The sequence below is a fragment of the Marinobacter sp. M3C genome, from assembly GCF_023311895.1.
In the GTDB taxonomy this organism is placed as follows: domain Bacteria; phylum Pseudomonadota; class Gammaproteobacteria; order Pseudomonadales; family Oleiphilaceae; genus Marinobacter.
On sequence record NZ_CP092284.1, the window covers coordinates 413,972 to 435,290 of the forward strand.

Here is a 21,319-nt window from a genome sequence, read left to right on the forward strand (position 1 = left end):
TAATAACAATGTTCCATTCCTACCCACTGCCGAACCCTTCGCACGTTGTGGCCGACGACAATGAATTCGGTCTCAACAGTCGTCCGGCGGGCTGGCGCAATCCACAGCCGCGAGAGCCTTACCACCTGCTGGTGATTGGTGCGGGGCCGGCCGGCCTGGTCGCCGCCCGCGCCGCCGCCGCTCTGGGCGCGCGCGTGGCACTCGTCGAACGGCATTTGTTGGGCGGCCTCTCCCTGAACTACGGCTGCGTGCCATCACAGGCGCTGATCCGCTCCTCGCGCCTGTATGCCGAAATGCGCAATGCCGAGGTCTACGGTGTGCGTACGCCGCAAGCCATCGAGGTCGACTTTCAGCTGGTAATGGAGCGAATGCGCCGCATTCGTGCTCGCGCCGGCCGCGTCGACTCGGCACGGCATGTGGCCGCAGCCGGCGTTGACCTGTTCTTCGGCTCGGCGCGTTTCGTCAATAGCGACGCCGTCGACGTCGACGGCGTGCGCCTACGATTCAAAAAAGCGCTGATTGCCACCGGATCGCGCTCGTTACTGCCGACGATTCCGGGCCTCGATGATGCCGGCTACCTGACGAACGAGACCTTGTTCGATATAACGGCATTGCCGAAGAGCCTGCTGGTTATTGGTGGCGGCCCGGTGGGCTGCCAGGTGGCACAGGCACTGTGCCGCTTCGGCTGTCGCACCATCATTGCCCATGCCGAGCCGCTGTTCCTGCCAAAAGAAGAACGCGATGCGGCCCAGTTACTGGCCGATGCACTCGCGCGCGACGGCGTTGAGACCCATCTGAACACCAAAGCGGTCAACGTGCGTGTCGAAGGCGGCAAGAAACTCGTCGAGACGATCAACGATGGCAACGTCGCGACAATCGAGGTCGATGAAATCCTCACCGGTATCGGCCGTTTGCCAGCCATTGCAGGCCTGAACCTTGAAGCCGCCGGGGTCGACTACGATCCTGACCGTGGCATCGTGGTCGACGACTTCCTGCGAACCACGAACCGGCTTATCTTCGCCGCTGGCGACGCTTGCCTGGAACATATGTTCACCGATACCGCCGAGGCTTCCGCGCGCATTGTGGTGCGCAACGCGCTGTGTTTCGGCCGCGTGCGCTTGAGTGCGCTGACCATTCCCTGGTGCACTTACACCGACCCAGAAATTGCCCATGTCGGTCTGTATGTGCGGCAGGCACGCGAGCGCGGCATCCCGGTGAAAACCTATACAGTGCCGCTGCACGAGATCGACAGAGCTCTCACCGACAGTGAGGAGAATGGCTTTGTGAAAATTCATGTGCAAGACGGCAGCGACAAAATCCTGGGCGCGACCGTGGTGGCACGCCATGCCGGCGAAATGATCAACAGCCTGTCGCTGGCGATGGTCGCCGGCATCGGCCTCTCGACCATCGCGCAGGTTATCCACGCCTACCCAACACAGGCCGAGGGCATCAGAAAAGCGGCGATGGCCCACGCCGATACCCCGCCGCCGCGATGGATGGCATTGCTTAGGCGGTGGTGGTTCGCTCGTTGACTATCACGGTGTCTGGACCAGTGCCTTGGCCCGGGCATAGACAATGTCGGTTGTGAACCCGTATTCGCGCATCAGCACGTCGGCGGGCGCCGATGCACCGAAGCGATCGACACCCAGCACGTCGCCCTGATCGCCAACGTAGCGATGCCAGCCTTGCGAGGCCCCGAGTTCCACGGCCAGCCGGGCGTGCACATCCGGCGGCAACACCTCGTCGCGGTAGCTGCGGGGTTGCGCGTCGAACAGATCCCAGCTCGGCATCGACACGCAGCGCACGGCGATGCCTTCGGCCTGCAGGCGTTCGGCGGCGGCCAGAATCAAGCCAACTTCCGAACCGCTGGCCAGCAGGATCAGATCAGGCGCGCTGGCATTTTTATCGGCCGCGATCAGCTCCGCCAAGACATAGGCGCCCCGCCGCAAACCTTCGGCGCTGGCATATAAGCTGCGGTCCAATGTGGGCAAGTCTTGCCGTGAAAGCACCAACAGCACCGGACGACCCCGGGTTTCGACCGCCACCTTCCACGCCACCGCGGTCTCATTGGCATCGGCCGGCCGGATTAACGTGAGATTTGGCATCGCGCGCAGGCTGGCGAGCTGTTCGACGGGTTGGTGCGTCGGACCGTCTTCGCCGAGCGCAATGCTGTCATGGGTGAACACATGCACCACATGCAAGCCCATCAGCGCAGCCAGGCGGATAGCCGGGCGCATGTAGTCGGAGAAAATGAGGAAGGTCGAGCCAAATGCAAGGTAGCCGCCGTGCGCCGCCAGACCGTTGACGACAGCGCCCATCCCATGCTCGCGCACGCCGAAATGCAGGTTGCGGCCAGTGCAGCTCCAGCCACCCGCGTCACTGCCCTGCGAGTCTTCGCCTTCGCGGATGGGTGGGTTGAAGGTGCCCTGCCCCTTCAACGCGGTGTGGGTCGACGGGTCCAGGTCGGCCGAGCCGCCGAACAGAGCGGGCAGGCGCGACGCAATCGCGTTCATTACCTGCCCACCCGCGACACGGCTCGCCATACCTTTGTCGTCGGTGGCGAAAACAGGGATATCGGCATCCCAACCTGAAGGCAGATCACCGCGAAGGCGAACGTTCAGTTCGTCTGCCAGGTCAGGGAAGGCCTTGGCGTAGGCGCACCAGCGCGCGTCCCAATCGGCTTCGGCCTTCTTGCCCTGCTCCAACGCCCGGCGAAAATGCGCCAGTGCCGGCGCTGGCACCAGAAACGGCGGATCAAGCGGCCAATCCAGCGTCTGCTTGGTGCGTTTGACGTCCTCAACTCCCAGCGCTGAGCCATGGGCCTTAAAACTGTCCTGCTCCGGTGAGCCGAAACCGATGTGAGTGCGCACCAGGATCAGAGACGGACGCGTACTCTCGGCCTGCGCCGCATCCAGTGCAGCGTGTATCGCGTTCAGGTCGTTGCCATCGTCGACCACCAGTGTGTGCCAACCGTAGGCCTGGAATCGCCGCGCACGGTCTTCGCTAAAAGCGATGTCGGTGCCTGCTGACAGCGTGACACGGTTATCGTCGTACAGGCACACCAGTTTGCCCAATTGCAGGTGCCCGGCCAGCGACGCGGCCTCGGAGGCCACACCTTCCATCAAGTCACCGTCACTGACAATGGCCCAGGTGCGGTGGTCAATAGGCAGATGGCCGTCGCGGTTGTAGCACGCCGCCAGATGCGCTTCGGCAATCGCCATGCCAACGGCATTCGCCAGACCCTGGCCCAGCGGGCCTGTGGTGATCTCGACGCCCGGCGTATGACCGCGCTCCGGATGCCCGGGCGCCTTACTACCCCATTGCCGAAACTGTTTCAGGTCGTCCAGCGACAGGTCATAACCGGTCACGTGCAACAAGCTGTAGAGCAGCGCAGAGCCATGTCCTGCGGAGAGCACGAAACGGTCGCGATCGGGCCAGTGCGGGTTGGCCGGGTGGTGCTTCAGGTGACCGGTCCACAGGGCATAGGCCATCGTGGCCGCTCCCAGCGGCAGGCCGGGATGCCCGCTGTTGGCCTGTTGAATCATGTCAACTGACAAGAACCGGAGTGTGTTGATGCATTCAAGATCGAGCGAGCTGGACATAGCGGGCCTCACGGGTGATTTAGGTCGCCATGAGCCGGTACGTTCAGCTCATGGTCATTGCGCCAGGCTAAAATGCTCCTTAGGGCATACCTATCCCGCTAAGAAGTCGAGCAAGTTCTATCATCGGCGTCGGATAGATTCCCAGCAATATCACCAACCCCGCAACACCAAGCACCACCAGCCCACCGGCCCGCACGCCCCAATCATCGGAGGCGTCGCGACGCCGCATTCCCGGTTGCGCCATAAACAGTGTGATCGTAACTCTCAGGTAATAGTAAAGCCCGATGGCGCTACCCAAGAGGATGCCGCCTACTAGCCACCAACGCTGGGATTCAACGCCCAGGGCGATGAGATAGAACTTGCCGATGAAGCCGACGGTCGCGGGAATGCCGGCCAGCGACAGCATAGCAACGGTAAGCACGGCGGTTAGGTAAGGGCGCCGCCAGAACAGGCCGCGATAGTAGTGCAGTGCCGCTGCATCTTCGCCGCCGGCCGTGTTGGAAACCAGGATGACCACGCCAAACGCCGCTAAAGTGCTCAGCACGTAGGTAATCAGGTAAACACCGCCCGTTTCCGCGGCCAGGCCGTCCGCGACCACCAGCACGGTCAACAGATAACCGAAGTGAGCAATCGACGAATAGCCCAAAATGCGCTTTAGATTGGATTGCGTCAGCGCCAACAGATTGCCCACCAGCATGCTGGCTAGTGCCAACACGGTGAGCACTGCGCGCAGCCACTCACTTTGCAGAACGGGCGTTGATAGCATCAGCCGCATTAACAGCGCGAATACCGCGACCTTGCTGGCGGTGGCCAGAAAGGTTGTCGCCGGCCCCGGGCCACCCTCATAAACGTCCGGGGTCCATAAATGGAAGGGCACCACCGAAAGCTTGAAACCCAGCCCCACCAGCATCAAGCCAATCCCAGCCAGGCCCCATACACCCTCGCTCTGGTTCAGGCCTGCCATCAACACATCAATCCGTAACTCACCGGTCTGCGCATAGAGCAGCGCCATACCAAACAGTAAAAAGGCGCTAGCGGCGGCCGAAAGAATCAAGTATTTGATGCCGGCTTCAAGAGAGCGTTGCTCATGGAAAGCATACGCCAGCATTCCGTAGAGCGGCATGGACAACAGCTCCAGACCAATGAACAGACTGGCCAAGTGCCGACTCGCTGCCAGTACCATGCCCCCAGCGGCCGCGCACAACAACAATACATAAAACTCTTCACGGCGTTCGTGAAAAGACTCGAGATAGGCATGAGACAAAATCGCGCAGGCCAGGGTCGACGCCAGAATTAATAGCCCGGCCAATAACGCGAGGCCATCGAACTCGAGCAGCAGTGTGTGTAGGGGGATCACTTGCCAGGCAAATGCCTGAGCGATCAAGGCTAACCCAAGACCTAAAACGCTGACCGCAACCGTCACGGTGTGGTCGCGGCGCCAAGCAATGCCAAGCAGCACTGCAACAGCCGTTGCGGCCACCATAATCAATGGCAGATAAGCGGTAATCACAGCAAAGGGCATCAGCGCGCCTCCGGCATCAGCGGAATGACCGCACCCGGCGCGGCCTGGACGCCCGGCACCAAGGCGCCCGGGGGCTCGAACAACCGCTGCACCTCGTGCATCGCGGCGGCGGTGGTATCAAGCACTGGCTGGGGGTAAATGCCAAGCCATAGCAGCAGTGCAACGATGCTCAGCATCATGGCAAATTCGCGGGCATCAAGCCCCTTCAAAGGTGTTTTGCTGCGTGGCGGGCCGTAGTGCACGCGCTGCATCAGGATCAGCGAATAGATTGCGGCCAGCACCAGACCAACGCTGGCGATCACCACCACCCAAGGTGCTGTCGGAAAAGTGCCGAACAGCACCATAAACTCACCAACGAAATTGGCTGTGGCCGGTATGCCCAGTGAAGCGGCGATAAAGAACAGCCAGAACCCCGGCAGACTCCCTAGCCGTCCCCACAGGCCGCCCATTTTGCCCAGCTCACGCGTATTTAGGCGCTCGTAAAGCTGCCCGCTAAGAACAAACAATCCAGCTGCAGAAAAGGCGTGGGCCAGCATCAGTATCACTACGCCCTGCAACGCCAGCGTAGAGCCAGAATAAATACCGATCAGCACGAACCCCATGTGGGCGATACTGGTATAAGCAATAAAGCGTTTAACGTTCTGCTGTCCGCAAGCCAACACCGCACCGTAGTAGACACCTAATAAGCCAAGCCCCATGGCAATCGGCGCAAACGCCTTTGATGCCTCTGGAAAGAGCGGCAAAGCGAAACGCATCATGCCGTAGGCGGCGGTTTTGAGAAGTATACCTGCCAGGTCGACGCTGCCAGCGGTTGGTGCCTGAGCGTGGGCATCCGGCAGCCAACCGTGCAGCGGCACCACGGGTAGCTTGACGGCAAAGGCGATAAAGAAACCGAGCATCAACCACCGGGAAAGCGTGGGCGATAACTCTGTCTCCAGCAGTACCTGATAACTGAACGAATACTCGCCGGTATTGGCATGGTTGGCAAACACCAGCCCCAGAATAGAGACCAGCATCAGCAGCCCGCTGGCCTGGGTATAAATGAAAAACTTGGTAGCCGCGCCAATGCGGGTTATGCCCTTCGAACCGCTATGGCCCCATAGAGCAATCAGGAAGTACATCGGCACCAGCATCAGTTCCCAGAAGAAGAAGAACAGAAACAGGTCGATGGCCAGAAACACCCCAATAACGCCAGCGAGAATCCACAGCAGGTTGAGATGGAAAAAACCCACTCTTCGCACAATTTCTTTCCACGAACAGAGCACCGCCAACACGCCTAAAAAGGCGGTCAGAGCGATCAGCACCAGCGAGAGCCCATCCATGGCAAGATGAAAGTCAATGCCAAACCGCTCAATCCAGACCACCCGATACTCCAGCGCCCACTGGGTCGCCGCGCCATCTAACGTTGGTAACTGAAAGTCGAGCTGGGTCCATAGCCAAAGCGAAATCGATAGCTCGGCCAGCATGGTGGCAAGCGCGATCCAGCGCGGCGGTTTGTCGCCGAACCGCTCCATTTGCCAGCACAAGAGCCCTCCAATAAAAGGGATCACGATTAACCACACCAGTATCATAAGCGTTGGATCTCCTTATCTGGATTTTGCACAGTTCCTAAAGCACCAACACCAGGCTTAGCAAAATCAGTGCCGCCCCGACCACCATAGTGGCAACGTAGCCGCGCAGCTTGCCGGTCTGAGTTCGGGAAAGCCCGAAATGCACGGCGCGCAGGGTTTGGGCAATCAGGCGAAAGAAAGCATCGAACAGATCGCCTTGCAGTGCGCGCACCAGGCCACGATAAGGCCGCACCAACAGCCAATCGAAAACAATGTCAAAGCCCCAGGCCATATGCCACCAGGTCCACAGCCCGGCGCCGATCCCCTGCCGCGTGATGCGCGCAAGCCAGGCGCGGCGGAAAACAAATAACCAGGCGCCCAGGCCAAGGCCAGTCAACGCGGTCGCCGAAGCAATCAGCTCCAGTGCGGTATGTCCCGCTTCCACGCCCTCACCGGGGCCAGCGGGAAATATCCCGCCCAGCGGTGGCGTAATCCAGGCGCCCAACAGCGTTGACAGCAACGCCAGAATAACCAAGGGCAAGCCGTGGGCCAGGCCGCGCCCCGCCTTGGCCTGACGGGCGTTGTCACTTTTCATATCCCCATGAAAAATGCCAATGATTAGCCGCACGGTGTACAACGAGGTCAAAAAAGCGCCAATCAGACCGGCAACCAGCAACCCTTGGCGGCCTGCCGCCAGCTCTTGCCAAAGAATCTCATCCTTGCTGTAGAAACCCGCAGTAACCAGTGGCAAGGCCACCAGGGCCGCACCACCAACAATAAAGCCCATGTAGGCCAGAGGCAGCCTGCGCCACAGCCCGCCCAGGCGACGTATATCCTGTTCGTGATGACAACTGATGATTACCGCTCCGGCAGACAGGAACAGCAGTGCCTTGAAGAAGGCATGAATCATTAGATGAAAGATCGCTGCATCGTAGGCACCCACACCCAGCGCCAGAAACATGTAGCCGATCTGGCTCATGGTGGAATAGGCCAGCACCCGTTTGATATCGGTTTGGGCCAAAGCCGCAACGCCGGCCACCAGCAACGTCAGGGCGCCAATCACGCCCGCCAGGTAAAGCACCGTGGGCGCTAACTCAAACACCCCGTGCATGCGCGCGATCAGATACACCCCGGCGGTGACCATGGTCGCGGCGTGAATCAGAGCCGACACCGGCGTGGGGCCGGCCATCGCGTCGGCAAGCCAGGTGTGCAGTGGCAGTTGCGCAGATTTGCCCAGCGCTCCGCCCAACAGTAGCAATGCCGCAAGCTCTACGGTTGGGTCTCCAGCGCGCCACAACTGCGGTGCCAAGGAAAGGATCTCGGCAATGTTCAGGGTGCCAAGCTTGGCGAACAGCAGAAACATACCGATGGCCAGAAACACATCACCGATGCGGGTGATAATGAAGGCCTTGAATCCCGCCCAACCGTTGGCGCTGGTCTGGTAGTAGTAGCCGATCAGCAGATAGCTGCACATACCTACCCCTTCCCAGCCCAGAAACAGCAGCAGCAGGTTGTCACCCAACACCAGCAACACCATGCTGAACACGAACAGGTTCATAAAGGTATAAAAACGCGTGATGCCGTCATCACCGCGCATGTACCAGGCGGCGAACAGATGAATCAAAAAACCGACGCCGGTGATGACACCTAGCATGGTCAGCGACAGCCCATCCAGAGCCAATCCGATTGTCGGCTGAAAGTCCCCCACAGATATCCAGGTCCACAGGGTAACGATTTGAGGCTGACCGGAATGAGTCGTGCTGTCCACAAAACCCAGTGCCAGCAGCGCAGTAACCAGCGCGGCCAATCCCACGCTGCCCACACCCACCAAGGTACTAATGCGGTAGCTAAGCGTACCGCGCGAGAAAGCCAGAATCAGCGCTCCCGCCAGCGGAAACACGAAGGTCAGTGGCAGCAGTAGCGCCGTCGAAGGCAGTAACGTCATTAATTCCATTATCCACGCATCCTGCTGACCGCATCGATATCCAGCGACTTGAAGCGATGGTGCAGCTGAATCAGCAGCGCCAGGCCAACGCTGGCCTCTGCCGCCGCCACGGTGATCACCAGCAAAAACATGACTTGGCCTTCCGGTTGCTGCCAACCTGAGCCGGCGACAATAAAGGCAAGCCCAGCCGCGTTGAGCATGATCTCAAGGCTCATAAGCACGAAAATCATGTTGCGTCTGAACATCAGCCCCGCTAACCCTAATGCGAACAAAATGGCGGCTAGTACCAAGCCATGCTCCATGGGTACACCGTTCATGGAGCCTCCTTGCCAGCCGTTGAGTCAGACCTTGATTGGCGCCCTACATGAGAGGCTGTAACCAGCGCGGCCAGCAGCAGCAGTGCGCTCAGCTCTACCACCAGCAGCCAGGGGCCGAACAGAACCATGCCGACTTGCTTGGCACTTAGCACATCGCCTTGAATCAGCATGCCCGCATCGCCGCGCCACAATATGTCGATCAACGTCAGTAGCAGCACAACCGCGAGCAGCGATGGCCCCAGCCAAGTACGTGGCTGCAACCAAATGCGTTCCTGAGCGACCGCCGCCTGGCCCAGGTTGAGCATCATCACCACAAATACGAACAGCACCATGATCGCCCCGGCGTAAACGATGATCTCAAGCGCCCCGGCGAAGGGTGCACCCAGAGCAAAAAACACCATGGCCACCGCCAGCAACGACACCACCAGATACAGCACTCCATGCACCGGATTGGGATTGCTGATAACCCCCAGAGTCGCCAGCACTGCGACCAAACCACTCAGATAAAATGCATATTCCATGCTCCCCTCCTTTCCAGCCAAGCAAAACCCGCCCTACAGCGTCAGGGCAACAGCGTGGTGACATTGATTGGCTCGTCCTCGGCCTGTCCTTTGCCTTTGTCTTTGCCGGCGATGGCAAGGCCCGCTACTTTGTAAAAGTTGTAGTTGTGGTCTTTGCCGGGGCCGTTGATCAGCAGGTCTTCTTTTTCATACACCAGCTCCTGACGGTTGTATTCGCCCATCTCAAAGTCTGGCGTCAACTGAATCGCTGAGGTCGGGCAGGCTTCTTCACACATACCGCAGAAAATGCAGCGCGAGAAGTTGATGCGAAAGAATTCCGGGTACCAGCGCCCGTCTTCCCGTTCGCCCTTCTGCAGCGAGATACACGCCACCGGACAGGCTACGGCGCACAGATTGCAGGCCACGCAGCGCTCCTCGCCGTCTGGGTCGCGGGTTAGCACAATGCGCCCGCGATAGCGCGGCGACAGATAGACCTCTTGCTCTGGATAGTTGAGGGTTTCACGCTTGCGAAAGCCATGCATGAAAACGATGCCCATCGTGCGCAATTGCGACCAGATGCCTTTTAAAAGCCCCTTATACATGGCAACTGCTCCATGTTGATGATCGGTTTGAATGCCCCTGCCCGTGTTTCGGTTCCGTATCTTGAATCATTACTCTCAGCCCGGTGCGGCCAGCAGTATTGCCGCGCCGGTCGCCAGCAGATTGATCAGCGTCAGCGGCAGACAAACCACCCAGCCGAAGGTCATCACCCGGTCGTAACGCGGGCGCGGCAAAGACGCCCGCACGAGAATGAACAACATCAAAAAGACGCTGGTTTTGAGTACAAACCAGACGAAGGGCGGCAAAAAAGGCCCGTGCCAGCCGCCAAAGAACAGCGTGACCACCAGCGCCGATATCAGCAACATGCCGACATATTCGCCGATAAAAAACATGCCGAACTTCATGGAGGAGTATTCGACGTGATAGCCGTCTGCCAGCTCCTGCTCCGCCTCGGGTTGATCGAAGGGGTGACGGTGTACCACCGCGAAGCCGGCGATGAGAAAGTTACAAAAGCCCAGAAACTGCGGAACGATGTACCACATATCTTGCTGCGCGTTGACGATTTCGCGAAGGTTGAAGGTGCCTGCCATGGCGACAACACCCATCAACGATAAACCCATAAACACCTCATAGGAGATGGTCTGAGCCGAAGATCGCATGGCACCGATCAACGCATACTTGTTAGCGCTGGCCCAGCCTCCTAGCAGCACCGAATAAACGTTGATGCCGCCCATCGCCAGAAAGAACAGCAGGCCGATATTCAAGTCCGCCACACCCCAGCTTGGCGTGATGGGAATGATCATAAACGACAACAATAACGAGGCCATGGCGATTGCCGGCGCCAGCACGAAAATGGTCCGATCAGCAAACGGCGGTATCCAGTCTTCCTTGAAGAAGATCTTGATCATGTCAGCGACCACCTGCAGGGAGCCGAAAGGGCCGACCCGATTGGGGCCGTAGCGGTCCTGCCACCAGCCCAACAGGCGGCGCTCTACCACCGTAAGAACCGCTCCCACCAGCACCGCTACCAGCAGAATGGCCAGCGCCTGCAGCATGGCCACAGCGATATCCATTAGCGCTGGGGTTAACCAATCGGGGCGCCATTCGCCCAAGGGGCTCATGCGCGCGTCTCTTTGTAGCTCGGATCCGCAACCTCAAGCCTTACCCAGTCACCGCTGTTTACGTCGCTGGACATTCCCTCTGGCACGCTGGCAATACCGCTTGGCAAGCGCTGATCGCAGCGCAGCGGCAAGGTCAGACGCGCCGTGGCGGTTGCCAGTGTCAGCAACATACCTGGTTCAAACCCCAGCCGCGCTGCATCAGCGCTGGATAAACCGATGCTCGGCGCTTCCGCCCGTTCTTCGATGGGCGCAGAACGGGCAGAGGTTTCCTCGCCGCCAAACAGTCGCGGCAGCACCAGTAACTGCCAGCAATCTTGTCGCAGCTGGAAGGCCGCGGGGATATCGCTGGCATAGCAATAAGCACCAGGACGAGGTGCAACCAGGCGCACACCGGGATCGCCGGCACGCAAATGTCCGCCCACTTCATCGGTAAACTTGTTCCAGGCTTGGTGAGAGTTCCAGCCTGGCGCCCAGGCGAACGGCACTTCCTTTCGTGGCTGGTCGAAGCCGCTGTAGCCTTCCATTGAAAAATTGAAGGGCGTATCGGGGTCCTGGGGAGTACGTGGCTCGCTCACCGCTATATTGGCGCGCATAGAGGTACGCCCGCTGTAACGGTGCGGGGCTCGGGCCAGTTTCACGCCTTCGACTCGATAATCCGCCCCCAGGGCGTCAGACACGATTCCGGCCATTGCCGGGTAGTCCCGGACACAGGCCGCAGTCGCTTGGTCCAGAGTAATGGTGCTGTCTTCGTCTCGGGCAAGACTGGCGCGCAGCGCGTGCAACCAGCGCCAACTCTCGTGGATGCGGCACTCGGGGCGCAGATAGCGCGGATCGAAAACCTGGAAAAAGCGCTGGGCGCGACCCTCCAGATTGACCACAGTGCCATCCGCCTCGGCGAAGCTGGCCGCCGGCAACCCCAGTATCGCCTGCTGCCACGTGCGGGTACGCTGATGATCCAGCACCACCAAAGTGGTCGCAGCATCCAGCGCAGCATTGACGCGCGCTGCCGGCAGTCGAGCGTACAGATCGTTTTCCAATACGAGCAGAGCGTCCGCACGGCCTTCAACAACCTCATCCAGGGCCCACTCCAGCGGCCGGCCGCCCAGCATGTTAACGCCATTGCTGTTGACTTCCCGGCGCGCCAGCATAAGGCCGGCGGGTTTAGCGCGCCGTGACAGCGCCTGGGCAATATTACCTGCCGCGTCGAGTATCTGAATGGATTGCAGCGAGCCACCGCTGATCACCAGCGGTTTGTCTGCCGCCATCAGCTGGAGGGCCACCGTCTGCGCCGTCGCTGCCAAGGCTTCATCAAGCTCTGTTACCGCCGGTGCGTTGTTGTCGATAGCATGAGCAATGGCGAAACCCAGCCGGGCGATATCGGCAGGCGCCAGCCGCCAGCTTCCAGCACTGACCCCGTCGAGCTCGGTGGCGCTGGGATAGGCGATGTACAATGGATGCCGGCTATCCTGACCCAGAGTTTTGACGGCTTCGGCGTTCCACGTCGGGATGCCGCGCTCCTGTGCCAGGGCTTCGCGCCGAGCCAGTACCGCCTGACGCACGGCGAGCGCCAGGCGCGCTGCGCTGTGCATCAAATCCTCGCCCAGCACCAGCACTGCGTCGTGCGCTTCTATCTCGCGCAGGGTAGGAATCGGCAAGCCGCAAGAGACCTCCAGTTCCGCCATGCGTTCAAGACACACCAGTTCCGCGGCGACGATGCCACTGGAAAAGTTGTCGCGTCCGACCAGTGCAATCAATTGATGATTGCTTTCCAGGCTGGCCCGCGGTGAGCCGATGCCAATCACCCGCTTGGCGCTGCGCAGCAAATCCGCACCGCGGTCCAGCGCAGGGTCCACGTCCAGAATCGTGACATGATCGGCGCGCTCGCTGCGCCAGTCACTGTGCCATTCAGGCTGACGGGGCCGGTCAGCACGGTTGACGTAGCCGTAGCCAAAACGCCCACGATCGCACAGAAAATAGCGATTGAGCTCGCCGTGGTAGCGATTCTCGATGCGGCGAATCTCGCTGTAGCGCTCCCCGGGGCTGATATTGCAGCCCACCGCACATTGGTGACACACGCTGGGCGCAAACTGCATGTCCCACTTGCGAACGTAACGATCCGAATGGGTCTGGTCGGTAAACACCCCGGTGGGACACACTTCGGTCAGGTTGCCTGCAAACGGACTTTCCAGAACCCCTTCCTGATGGCGGCCAAAATACAGATTGTTGTTCATGCCGAACACGCCCAGATCGGTGCCACCGGCGTAGTCGTTATAAAAACGCACGCAACGGTAGCAGTTGATGCAGCGGTTCATCTCATGGGCAATAAACGGCCCCAGATATTGGTTGCGATGCGTACGCTTGCTAAAGCGGTAACGCCGCCGGTCGTGGGCGGTCATTACCGTCATGTCCTGCAGATGGCAGTGGCCGCCCTCCTCGCAAACCGGGCAGTCGTGCGGATGATAAGTCATCATCCATTCCACTACCTGAGCACGAAACACCTTGGCGTCTTCATCCGCGATGGAGATCCAACTATCGTCTTTAGCCGGCGTCATGCACGACATCACCAGCTTGCCCTGGATGTCGTCCTTGTTCTTGTATTGCTTTACTGCGCACTGCCGACAGGCGCCGACGCTGCCCAAGGCGGGGTGCCAGCAAAAGTAAGGAATATCGAGCCCCAAAGACAAGCAGGCGTGCAGCAGATTGTCCGCACCGTCCACATCAAAGGCTTTGCCGTCCACGTGAATCGTTGCCATCAGCTCACCCCTGCCAGCGTCGGCTGCGCAACACCGGCTTCAAATTCCCCCCGGAAGTGTTTGAGCGCTGTCTCCAGCGGCATCATCGCTCCCGGAGCATGGGCACAGAAGGTCAGCCCTGACCCCAGGTCTTTCGTATGTTGCTCGAGGATCTCAATATCGCCCGGCTTACCCTCACCGCGTTCCAGGGCCAACAGCAGCTTTACTGTCCACGGCAGACCGTCGCGACAGGGGGTACACCAACCGCAGGATTCCCGAGCGAAGAATTGCTCCAGGTTACGCAGCAGCGACAACAGGCTCTGACGCTGGCTTACCACCGCGATCAGGCCGGTACCCATGCGACTGCCATGGTTGCCGATGGTGTCGAAATCCATGGGCAGTTCGAGGTGCTCGGGCAATAAAAAGCCAGTACTGCCACCGCCAGGCAACCAGGCCTTTAGGGTGTGGCCCTGGCGCATGCCGCCGGCCCGTTCGATAATTTCCCGACCGCTGGTGCCGATAGGCAGTTCCCAAAGCCCGGGGCGCTGGACCAGCCCGGAGACACCGTACAGCTTGGTGCCGCCATCTTCAGTGAGCCCGCCGGATAGTCCTTGATACCAGTCTGCGCCGCGCTGCATAACGCTTGGCACATTGCATAGGGTTTCCACGTTATTGACCACCGTGGGTTTGCCCCAAGCGCCAGACTGGCCAGGAAACGGCGGTTTGGCCCGGGGGTTCGCGCGTTTGCCTTCCAGGGAGTTAATCAGCGCGGTTTCTTCCCCGCAGATGTAGCGCCCGGCGCCGGTGTGCACGGCAATATCGAAATCGAAGCCGCTGCCGGCGATATCATTCCCCAACAATCCCGCTTGCCGCGCCTCTTCGATGGCGAGGGCCAGGGCGTGCGCCGCCTCAACGTATTCGCCGCGCAGAAAGATGTAACCGTAGCGGGAGCGGTTGGCATAGCCGGCGATGATCATGCCTTCGATCAGCAAATGCGGTTGCTGTTCCATCAATAGACGGTCTTTGAAGGTGCCAGGCTCCATCTCGTCGGCGTTACAGATCAGGTAACCGCGCGGGAGATTCCCCCCGGCTTGGGTCAGTCCCCACTTGACGCCAGCAGAAAAGCCGGCGCCGCCCCGACCACGCACATTGGCCTGCTTCATGGTATTGATCACGTCATCAGGCGTGCACTCCTTAAGGCTGAGCATTGCGCCCTGATAGCCTTCCTTCGCACAATATTCCTGGTAACCGACTCGGGCGCCGTCCTCGCGAAGCCGCCAGGTCAATGGGTGTGTATCGGCGTGGCGTTCTTCGACACTCTGGCGTAACTGACAGTGATAGCGCAGCCGTGAATCCTTGGGTATCGCCTTCATTGATAGGCCTCCAGAAGTTCATCCAGATCGTCCACCCCGATGGGACCGAAGGTGTCATCGCCGATCATCATCGCAGGCCCGCGATCGCAGGCTCCCAGGCAGCACACCGGCAACAGGGTAAAGCGCCCGTCTGCTGTGGTCTGGCCAAAGCGGATGCCGATCCGCTCGCTCAAGGCCAGGCTTAATGGCTCATAGCCGGTGAGAAAGCAGGAACTGCTGTCGCACAAAAGAATCACATGACGCCCCACCGGCTGGCGAAAGATCAGGCTGTAGAACGTCGCCACGCCCTCTACCTCGCCTGCGCCGATGCCCAGGGTTTTGGCGATGGCAACAATCGCCCCGTCCGGCACCCAGCCGTGGCGGCGTTGCACGATTTTCAACGCTTCGATGCAGGCCGCCTGGGGCTGCTCGTAGTGATCACGCTGAGTGAGCATGGCGCTGCGGTCGTCCTCATGCAGCTGGAAACCATCCGTGGCTATGACGTTTTTGGTTGAGCTAAGAGACATAGAGGTTTGCGACATATTCAGCGGTCCACGTCGGCCATAACAAAATCGATACTGCCCAGATGCGCGATTAAATCCGGTATAAAGCCGCCGCGCATCAATACGGGAATCTGTTGCAGATGCGGGAAGCTCGGTGTACGAATGCGCGTGCGGTAGCTCATGGTGCTGCCGTCACTGGTCAGGTAATAACTGTTGATGCCTTTAGTGGCTTCGATCATTTGTAGCGACTCATTAGCGGGCAATACGGGGCCCCAAGACACTTGCAAAAAGTGGGTAATCAGCGTTTCGATGTGCTCGAGCATGCGCTCCCGGGGCGGTGGCGTGGTCAGTGGATGATCCGCTTTGTAATCGCCTGTAGGCATGTGGTTGACACACTGCTGAAGAATTCTCACGCTCTGGCGCATCTCATCAATACGCAGTTGGCCGCGATCAAAGGCGTCGCCGTTGTGGGCCAGTGGTATCTCGAAGTCAAAGTTCTGGTACCCCGAATAAGGGCGCTTTTTGCGCAGATCGAAGTCGCAGCCGGTAGCGCGCAGATTGGGGCCGGTAACACCCCAGGCCAGGGCGTTGGCCGTATCAAAAGCGGCGATGTGCTTGGTACGATCGCGAACCAGTGAATTTTCCATCATTGCTCGCTCGTATTCCTTGAGGCGGGCAGGCATCCAATTAACGAAGCCCTGCATGAGCCTGTCCCAGCCTTTCGGCAAGTCCTGCATTACGCCGCCGATGCGAAACCAGGCAGGGTGCATGCGAAAACCTGTGATCGCCTCGATCACATCGTAGCCCTTCTGGCGGTCGGTAAAGGTGTAGAACACCGGCGACATGGCGCCGAGGTCCTGAAAATAGGTGCCAAGAAATAGCAGATGGCTCGTGATGCGAAACAACTCCGCCATCATCACCCGAATGGTTTGGATGCGATCGTTCACCTGTATGCCGGCGAGCTTCTCTACCGCTAGCACGTAAGGCAGGTTGTTCATCACGCCACCGACGTAATCGATACGGTCGGTGTAGGGAATAAAACTGTGCCACGACTGGCGTTCCGCCATTTTTTCCGCGCCGCGGTGGTGGTAGCCAATATCCGGCACGCAGTCGATAATTTCTTCGCCGTCGAGCTGCAATACAAGGCGAAAAGCGCCGTGAGCGGACGGATGATTGGGCCCCAGATTGAGAAACATGAAATCGGTATCATCGCTTTGGCGCCGCATGCCCCACTCTTCTGGTTTGAATTGCAGCGCCTTCTGCTCCCTGTCCTGACCCTCAACCGTCAGGGTATAAGGATCAAACTCCGTTGCCCGGGCATGATGATCCTTGCGCAGCGGATGTCCCTTCCAGGTAGACGGCATCAGAATGCGAAACAGGTTGGGGTGACCCTCAAAGCGAATGCCAAACATGTCCCATACTTCACGCTCATACCAGTTGGCGTTGGGGTAGACCGGGATCACTGTGGGCAGCGACAGATCGTGTTCAAAAAGTGCTACCTTGAGCATGATGTCGCGATTACCGGAAACCGACAGCAGTTGATAGAACACCGTAAAGTCGGCCTTCGGCAGATCGTGCCGATGACTGCGCAGGCGCTCGTCCACAGCGGATAAATCAAACAGCATCTCGAATGGCTCGGGCAACCGACGCAGCGTAGCCAGAACCTCGACCAGTGCGCTGCGTTTCACCCACAACACCGGCATGCCCGTTAAGGTGGCCTGTTCACAAAGCACCTGATCGCCGAATTTCTCTCGCAGCAACGCCACAAGGGAACTTGCACGGTGATCGGTAGCGGCTGTCTTGAAGGTGTCGGTTTTAGCAGTGCTCATCTTGGCAAAGTCCCTCTCACTCTGGAATGCGGTAAGAATGCCAGCCTGGAACCCACCCATAATCTTGCGACGCTGATGGCAGGTAGTTGGGTTAAACGCTATCTGGTGTGCGCAGTTCCGTCACCTGAATACGCTGATCGCGATGCTTCTCGCGCTGGGACGGCATCTCGGCGCGGTACACGCCCTGATCGCCAATTACCCAGGACAGCGGTCGACGTTCTTCTTGAATGGAGTCCTGCAGTAGCTGCAATCCTTGCAAAAAAGCTTCCGGACGCGGCGGACAGCCCGGCACGTAAACATCCACCGGTAGAAACTTGTCAACGCCCTGCACCACTGAATAAATATCGTACATGCCGCCGGAGTTGGCACAGGAGCCCATGGAAATCACCCACTTGGGCTCAAGCATTTGGTCATAGAGCTGCTGGATAATCGGCGCCATCTTGACGAAGCAGGTACCGGCAATCACCATAAAGTCTGCTTGGCGCGGGGAGGCACGAATCACCTCCGCACCGAAACGAGCGATATCGTGGGGCGAAGTGAACGCTGTGGTCATCTCGACATAGCAGCAAGACAGTCCAAAGTTGTACGGCCATAAAGAGTTTTTACGCCCCCAGTTGACCGTCGAGTTGAGCGCGTCTTTAAGCTTGCCGGTAAACACACTGCGGTGCACCTGCTGCTGCATGGGGTCTTCGACGCGTTGACGCTTACCTAAAGGATAGTGTGCATTTTCCGCTGCAAGTGCATCTTCAACCCGCGTTAGGGTGTACGCCATGATGTTTGCCTCTCAGATGAAAGCCAATAACTGATTACATTCCTCGATGCGGCCGATCACTGCCTTGGGGAGCCCAGTCCAATGCACCGGCACGGCGGTCATAAACCAGACCGGCGAGAAGTATCAGAATAAACACCGCCGCACCCCAAAAACCGCTCCAGCCTACCTCTCGCACCGACACAGACCAAGCAAACAGGAACACGGCTTCGATATCAAAGATCACAAAGAGCATTGCAACCAGATAGAACTGAATGGAAAAACGCTGACGTGCACTACCCGTGCCGATAATGCCGCTTTCGAAGGGCAAGTCCTTGCTGCGTCCGTGGCTGCGCCCGCCAAGCAGCGCGGACACGCCGATCATAAAAGCGCACAGGCCGATGACGGCTAAGACGAAAAGCCCGATGGCCCAATACTCCGCAATCAACGCAGTCGCATTCTGTTGCATAGTTGTCCTGATCACGATTTCTGGGTGTACCTGCTAAAGTGGTTCACCCATAGCGGCGACCCAATCGCGATGTACTTATTTAACTCTCTTCTGAATTCAAAATCTAGACGGCGTTTAAGATCTTGTCAAAATTTCTGAACAACATGTAATAGATCATAGGAGTTTGAGCCAGCCCGTGTGATAACGGACAATTTCATGGCCTAAGGAGTGATGCCGTAGGAAAACAGACGGTCGGTTTCTCGCTTGACCACGGCGTAGCATTCGCAGCAAAGCACTTCGAGTGCCGGCCTGTCGATGACGGTTATTTGACCGCGATGGTATTTTATAACGTCCAGCTTCTGCAGTTTACCAGCGGCTTCAGTGACACCCTCGCGGCGAACACCCAGCATGTTGGCGATGAGTTCCTGGGTCATGTTCAGGCGGTTATCCCCGAGGCGGTCCAGAGACAGTAACAGCCAGCGACATAATTGCTGATCAATGGAATGGTGACGATTGCACACGGCCGTTTGAGACATCTGAATGATCAGTGCGTGGGTGAAGCGCAGCATCAACGCCCGTATCTCGGCATTGGAATTGAACTCCTCCTTTAAGTCTACCGAGGACATCCGGTATGCGAAGCCTTTACTCTGCACAACCAACCGGGTGGGGGTGCTTTCGCCACCCATGAACACTGCAACGCCAACCATGCCTTCGCTCCCTACAACCGAGATTTCGGCGGAAGCACCATCACGCATCACGTAAAGCAGCGAAATAATGCAATTGGTGGGGAAATAAACAAACTCAAGGGACTGGTCAGATTCGTAAATCACATCACCCAGTTCGAGTTCAACTAACTTAAGACGGGAAAAAAACCGCTTTCTGACACCCGCCGGCAAAGCGGCCAGCAGACGATTCTGCTCGGGAACAGCGCTAGAACTCATACCGACCTCAGTAGCAGAGCTACAATTAATTGGACCATTCCATGCCAGAAAAAATGGCGATCGCCAAATAGTTATACACGTCAATAACAACACGAAGCAAACACAACTCAGTGGATCCGCATGCTGATGCAACCACGAGGTTTACGCCTCTCGAGAACACAAATTTCTGCCAGGCAACGTGCTGAACTCGTTGCCGTTATAAACATTTACAAAGCCCTTGGCGGTGGCTGGCGCGTCGCCGGGCACCAACCGGCCGAAGCGGAATAACCTCAATATGATTATTTTCAGACCTTTATTGAAAATAATGGCCAAATCGAACATTAAAAGGATTAGATTAGCGGCGCAATCCAAAAATCATCGATATCAAGGACTAACGTGTCAGCACCCTTTACCGGTCAGCCGCTGTTCGATACCGCTCATTACCTTGAAGATCTGTCAGACTTTCATTGCCACCCATCCATACCGACATTTCTGGCGTCCTTACCTCAGCCCTTAGCCACACTGCGCGACGATTATGAAATTAGTCGCCAATTTTTGATGAAATACGCCGATGTACCTGGAACCTTTTCACGCTTTCGCGGTGAGGTTCAGCGTTTTCTGAATTATCTTTGGGTAACCACCAAACGCACGCTGGCGCAAACCGACGCCGATGTTGTGACTGCGTATTTCAAGACCCTGAAGAATCCACCGCATAGCTGGATTGCTCGCGGCGTGTTTTCGGCTTTCACCCATGCCAACGGTTTACGCCTACCAAACCGGCAATGGCGTCCGTTCGCGTTGCGCTCCAGTGATGAAAACGCCGTTTACAATGCCAGCCAAGCCAGCCTGAACGCTAGCCGAACTGCTTTACAAACCTTCTTTAAATATCTGGTTTATCAGCAATATCTGCTAACAGACCCGCTTAACGATCTACGCCGCCGTGATCGTCGCGCCAAACCGCAACTCGCCAAAGATCTCGAAGTTGCTGTGCGCCGGCTAACCGATTGGCAGTGGTCCTGGTTGCTAGAGACCTTGGTTACCGAAGCCGATCAAAACCCCAAATGTGAGCGACATTTGTTTGTGATCGTAACCATGAAATCGTTGTTTCTTCGAGTTGGCGAGTTGGCGCCGCGCCCGCTAGAGGATGGCGCAGAACGGATTCCGGTTTTTGGTGATTTCCGCCGGAAAGTGATTCAAGGCGAGCAATATTGGTCGTATTTTGTGTTTGGTAAAGGTGATAAAGCCCGTTCAGTCACCCTGCCCGATGCCTACCTGCCCTTCTTAAAACGTTGGCGCGCCTACTTGGGTCTGCCATCGCCTATGCCAGACCCGGGCGATCACCACCCTGTCCTACCCTCAACCCATGGCACAGCACTGGGCAAACGTCAGGTTCAACGCATTTACGAGCAGGCCGTTATGTTCGCTGTTGCGCGCATGGAGGACGCCGGTTTTTTTGACGAAGCCAGACAGCTTGAAGCTATAAGGTCAGAAACTCACTACCTGCGCCACACCGGCGCCAGCCAGGCCATCGAATCCGGTGCGGATATTCGCCACATCAGCGAAGAACTCGGCCATGCCAGCGCGGCTTTTACCGAGTCGGTTTACGTTAACTCGGATCAGGCCCGAAAGCGGTTTGAAGGCCGCGAGCGGAAAGTATGAGAAAAGTTGA

Annotated in this window: 17 protein-coding genes; 2 read left to right on the plus strand and 15 right to left on the minus strand. The window is 58.2% G+C overall.

Going from position 1 to position 21,319, the window contains the following annotated elements:
• Nucleotides 1-8 precede the first annotated feature (8 nt).
• Nucleotides 9-1,532, plus strand: coding sequence for a mercuric reductase (locus tag MIH18_RS01835; protein ID WP_249013740.1), 1,524 nt, complete (start codon nt 9-11; stop codon nt 1,530-1,532).
• A gap of 3 nt (nt 1,533-1,535) precedes the next feature.
• On the opposite strand, the gene tkt is transcribed toward MIH18_RS01835, so the two are convergent.
• The 15 genes from tkt to MIH18_RS01910 form a co-directional block, all read right to left on the minus strand.
• Nucleotides 1,536-3,602 carry a transketolase gene (gene tkt, locus MIH18_RS01840; RefSeq protein WP_249013741.1) on the minus strand — a complete coding sequence of 689 codons (2,067 nt, stop codon included), beginning with the start codon at nt 3,600-3,602 and terminating at the stop codon, nt 1,536-1,538.
• A gap of 79 nt (nt 3,603-3,681) precedes the next feature.
• Nucleotides 3,682-5,124: an NADH-quinone oxidoreductase subunit NuoN gene (gene nuoN / locus MIH18_RS01845; RefSeq protein WP_249013742.1), complete on the minus strand. Its 1,443-nt coding sequence runs from the start codon at nt 5,122-5,124 to the stop codon at nt 3,682-3,684.
• Nucleotides 5,124-6,695, minus strand: coding sequence for an NADH-quinone oxidoreductase subunit M (gene nuoM / locus MIH18_RS01850; protein WP_249013743.1), 1,572 nt, complete (start codon nt 6,693-6,695; stop codon nt 5,124-5,126). Before nuoM ends, nuoN begins: the two co-directional genes overlap by 1 nt.
• Nucleotides 6,696-6,732: 37 nt before the next feature.
• Nucleotides 6,733-8,628 (minus strand): NADH-quinone oxidoreductase subunit L, encoded by a 1,896-nt coding sequence (nuoL, locus tag MIH18_RS01855; protein ID WP_249013744.1) that lies wholly within the window; start codon nt 8,626-8,628, stop codon nt 6,733-6,735.
• The gene (gene nuoK / locus MIH18_RS01860) at nt 8,628-8,936 is read right to left on the minus strand and encodes an NADH-quinone oxidoreductase subunit NuoK (protein WP_249008773.1); all 309 of its coding nucleotides are present in this window, start codon (nt 8,934-8,936) and stop codon (nt 8,628-8,630) included. Before nuoK ends, nuoL begins: the two co-directional genes overlap by 1 nt.
• Nucleotides 8,933-9,457 carry an NADH-quinone oxidoreductase subunit J gene (gene nuoJ, locus MIH18_RS01865; RefSeq protein ID WP_249008772.1) on the minus strand — a complete coding sequence of 175 codons (525 nt, stop codon included), beginning with the start codon at nt 9,455-9,457 and terminating at the stop codon, nt 8,933-8,935. Before nuoJ ends, nuoK begins: the two co-directional genes overlap by 4 nt.
• A gap of 41 nt (nt 9,458-9,498) precedes the next feature.
• Nucleotides 9,499-10,038: an NADH-quinone oxidoreductase subunit NuoI gene (nuoI, locus tag MIH18_RS01870; protein WP_249008771.1), complete on the minus strand. Its 540-nt coding sequence runs from the start codon at nt 10,036-10,038 to the stop codon at nt 9,499-9,501.
• A 75-nt stretch (nt 10,039-10,113) separates the two neighbouring features.
• Nucleotides 10,114-11,118, minus strand: coding sequence for an NADH-quinone oxidoreductase subunit NuoH (gene nuoH / locus MIH18_RS01875; protein ID WP_283164674.1), 1,005 nt, complete (start codon nt 11,116-11,118; stop codon nt 10,114-10,116).
• A complete protein-coding gene (gene nuoG, locus MIH18_RS01880) occupies nt 11,115-13,871 on the minus strand; it encodes an NADH-quinone oxidoreductase subunit NuoG (RefSeq protein ID WP_249008770.1) in 2,757 nt (918 codons plus the stop codon). The genes nuoH and nuoG overlap by 4 nt, the downstream gene beginning before the upstream one ends.
• Nucleotides 13,871-15,223, minus strand: coding sequence for an NADH-quinone oxidoreductase subunit NuoF (gene nuoF / locus MIH18_RS01885; RefSeq protein WP_249008769.1), 1,353 nt, complete (start codon nt 15,221-15,223; stop codon nt 13,871-13,873). The genes nuoG and nuoF overlap by 1 nt, the downstream gene beginning before the upstream one ends.
• Nucleotides 15,220-15,744, minus strand: a complete 525-nt coding sequence (nuoE, locus tag MIH18_RS01890) for an NADH-quinone oxidoreductase subunit NuoE (protein WP_249013745.1) — start codon at nt 15,742-15,744, stop codon at nt 15,220-15,222. The genes nuoF and nuoE overlap by 4 nt, the downstream gene beginning before the upstream one ends.
• 2 nt (nt 15,745-15,746) lie before the next feature.
• Complete coding sequence (gene nuoC, locus MIH18_RS01895; RefSeq protein ID WP_249013746.1) at nt 15,747-17,534, minus strand: NADH-quinone oxidoreductase subunit C/D; 1,788 nt, start codon at nt 17,532-17,534, stop codon at nt 15,747-15,749.
• A 91-nt stretch (nt 17,535-17,625) separates the two neighbouring features.
• The gene (locus tag MIH18_RS01900; protein WP_249008766.1) at nt 17,626-18,306 is read right to left on the minus strand and encodes an NADH-quinone oxidoreductase subunit B; all 681 of its coding nucleotides are present in this window, start codon (nt 18,304-18,306) and stop codon (nt 17,626-17,628) included.
• Between the two features lie 34 nt (nt 18,307-18,340).
• Nucleotides 18,341-18,751 carry an NADH-quinone oxidoreductase subunit A gene (locus tag MIH18_RS01905; RefSeq protein ID WP_249008765.1) on the minus strand — a complete coding sequence of 137 codons (411 nt, stop codon included), beginning with the start codon at nt 18,749-18,751 and terminating at the stop codon, nt 18,341-18,343.
• A 200-nt stretch (nt 18,752-18,951) separates the two neighbouring features.
• Complete coding sequence (locus tag MIH18_RS01910) at nt 18,952-19,671, minus strand: Crp/Fnr family transcriptional regulator (RefSeq protein ID WP_249013747.1); 720 nt, start codon at nt 19,669-19,671, stop codon at nt 18,952-18,954.
• 375 nt (nt 19,672-20,046) lie between these two features.
• On the opposite strand from MIH18_RS01910, the gene MIH18_RS01915 reads away from it, so the two are divergent.
• Nucleotides 20,047-21,309, plus strand: coding sequence for a tyrosine-type recombinase/integrase (locus MIH18_RS01915; protein ID WP_249008763.1), 1,263 nt, complete (start codon nt 20,047-20,049; stop codon nt 21,307-21,309).
• The last annotated feature ends 10 nt before the right edge of the window (nt 21,310-21,319 follow it).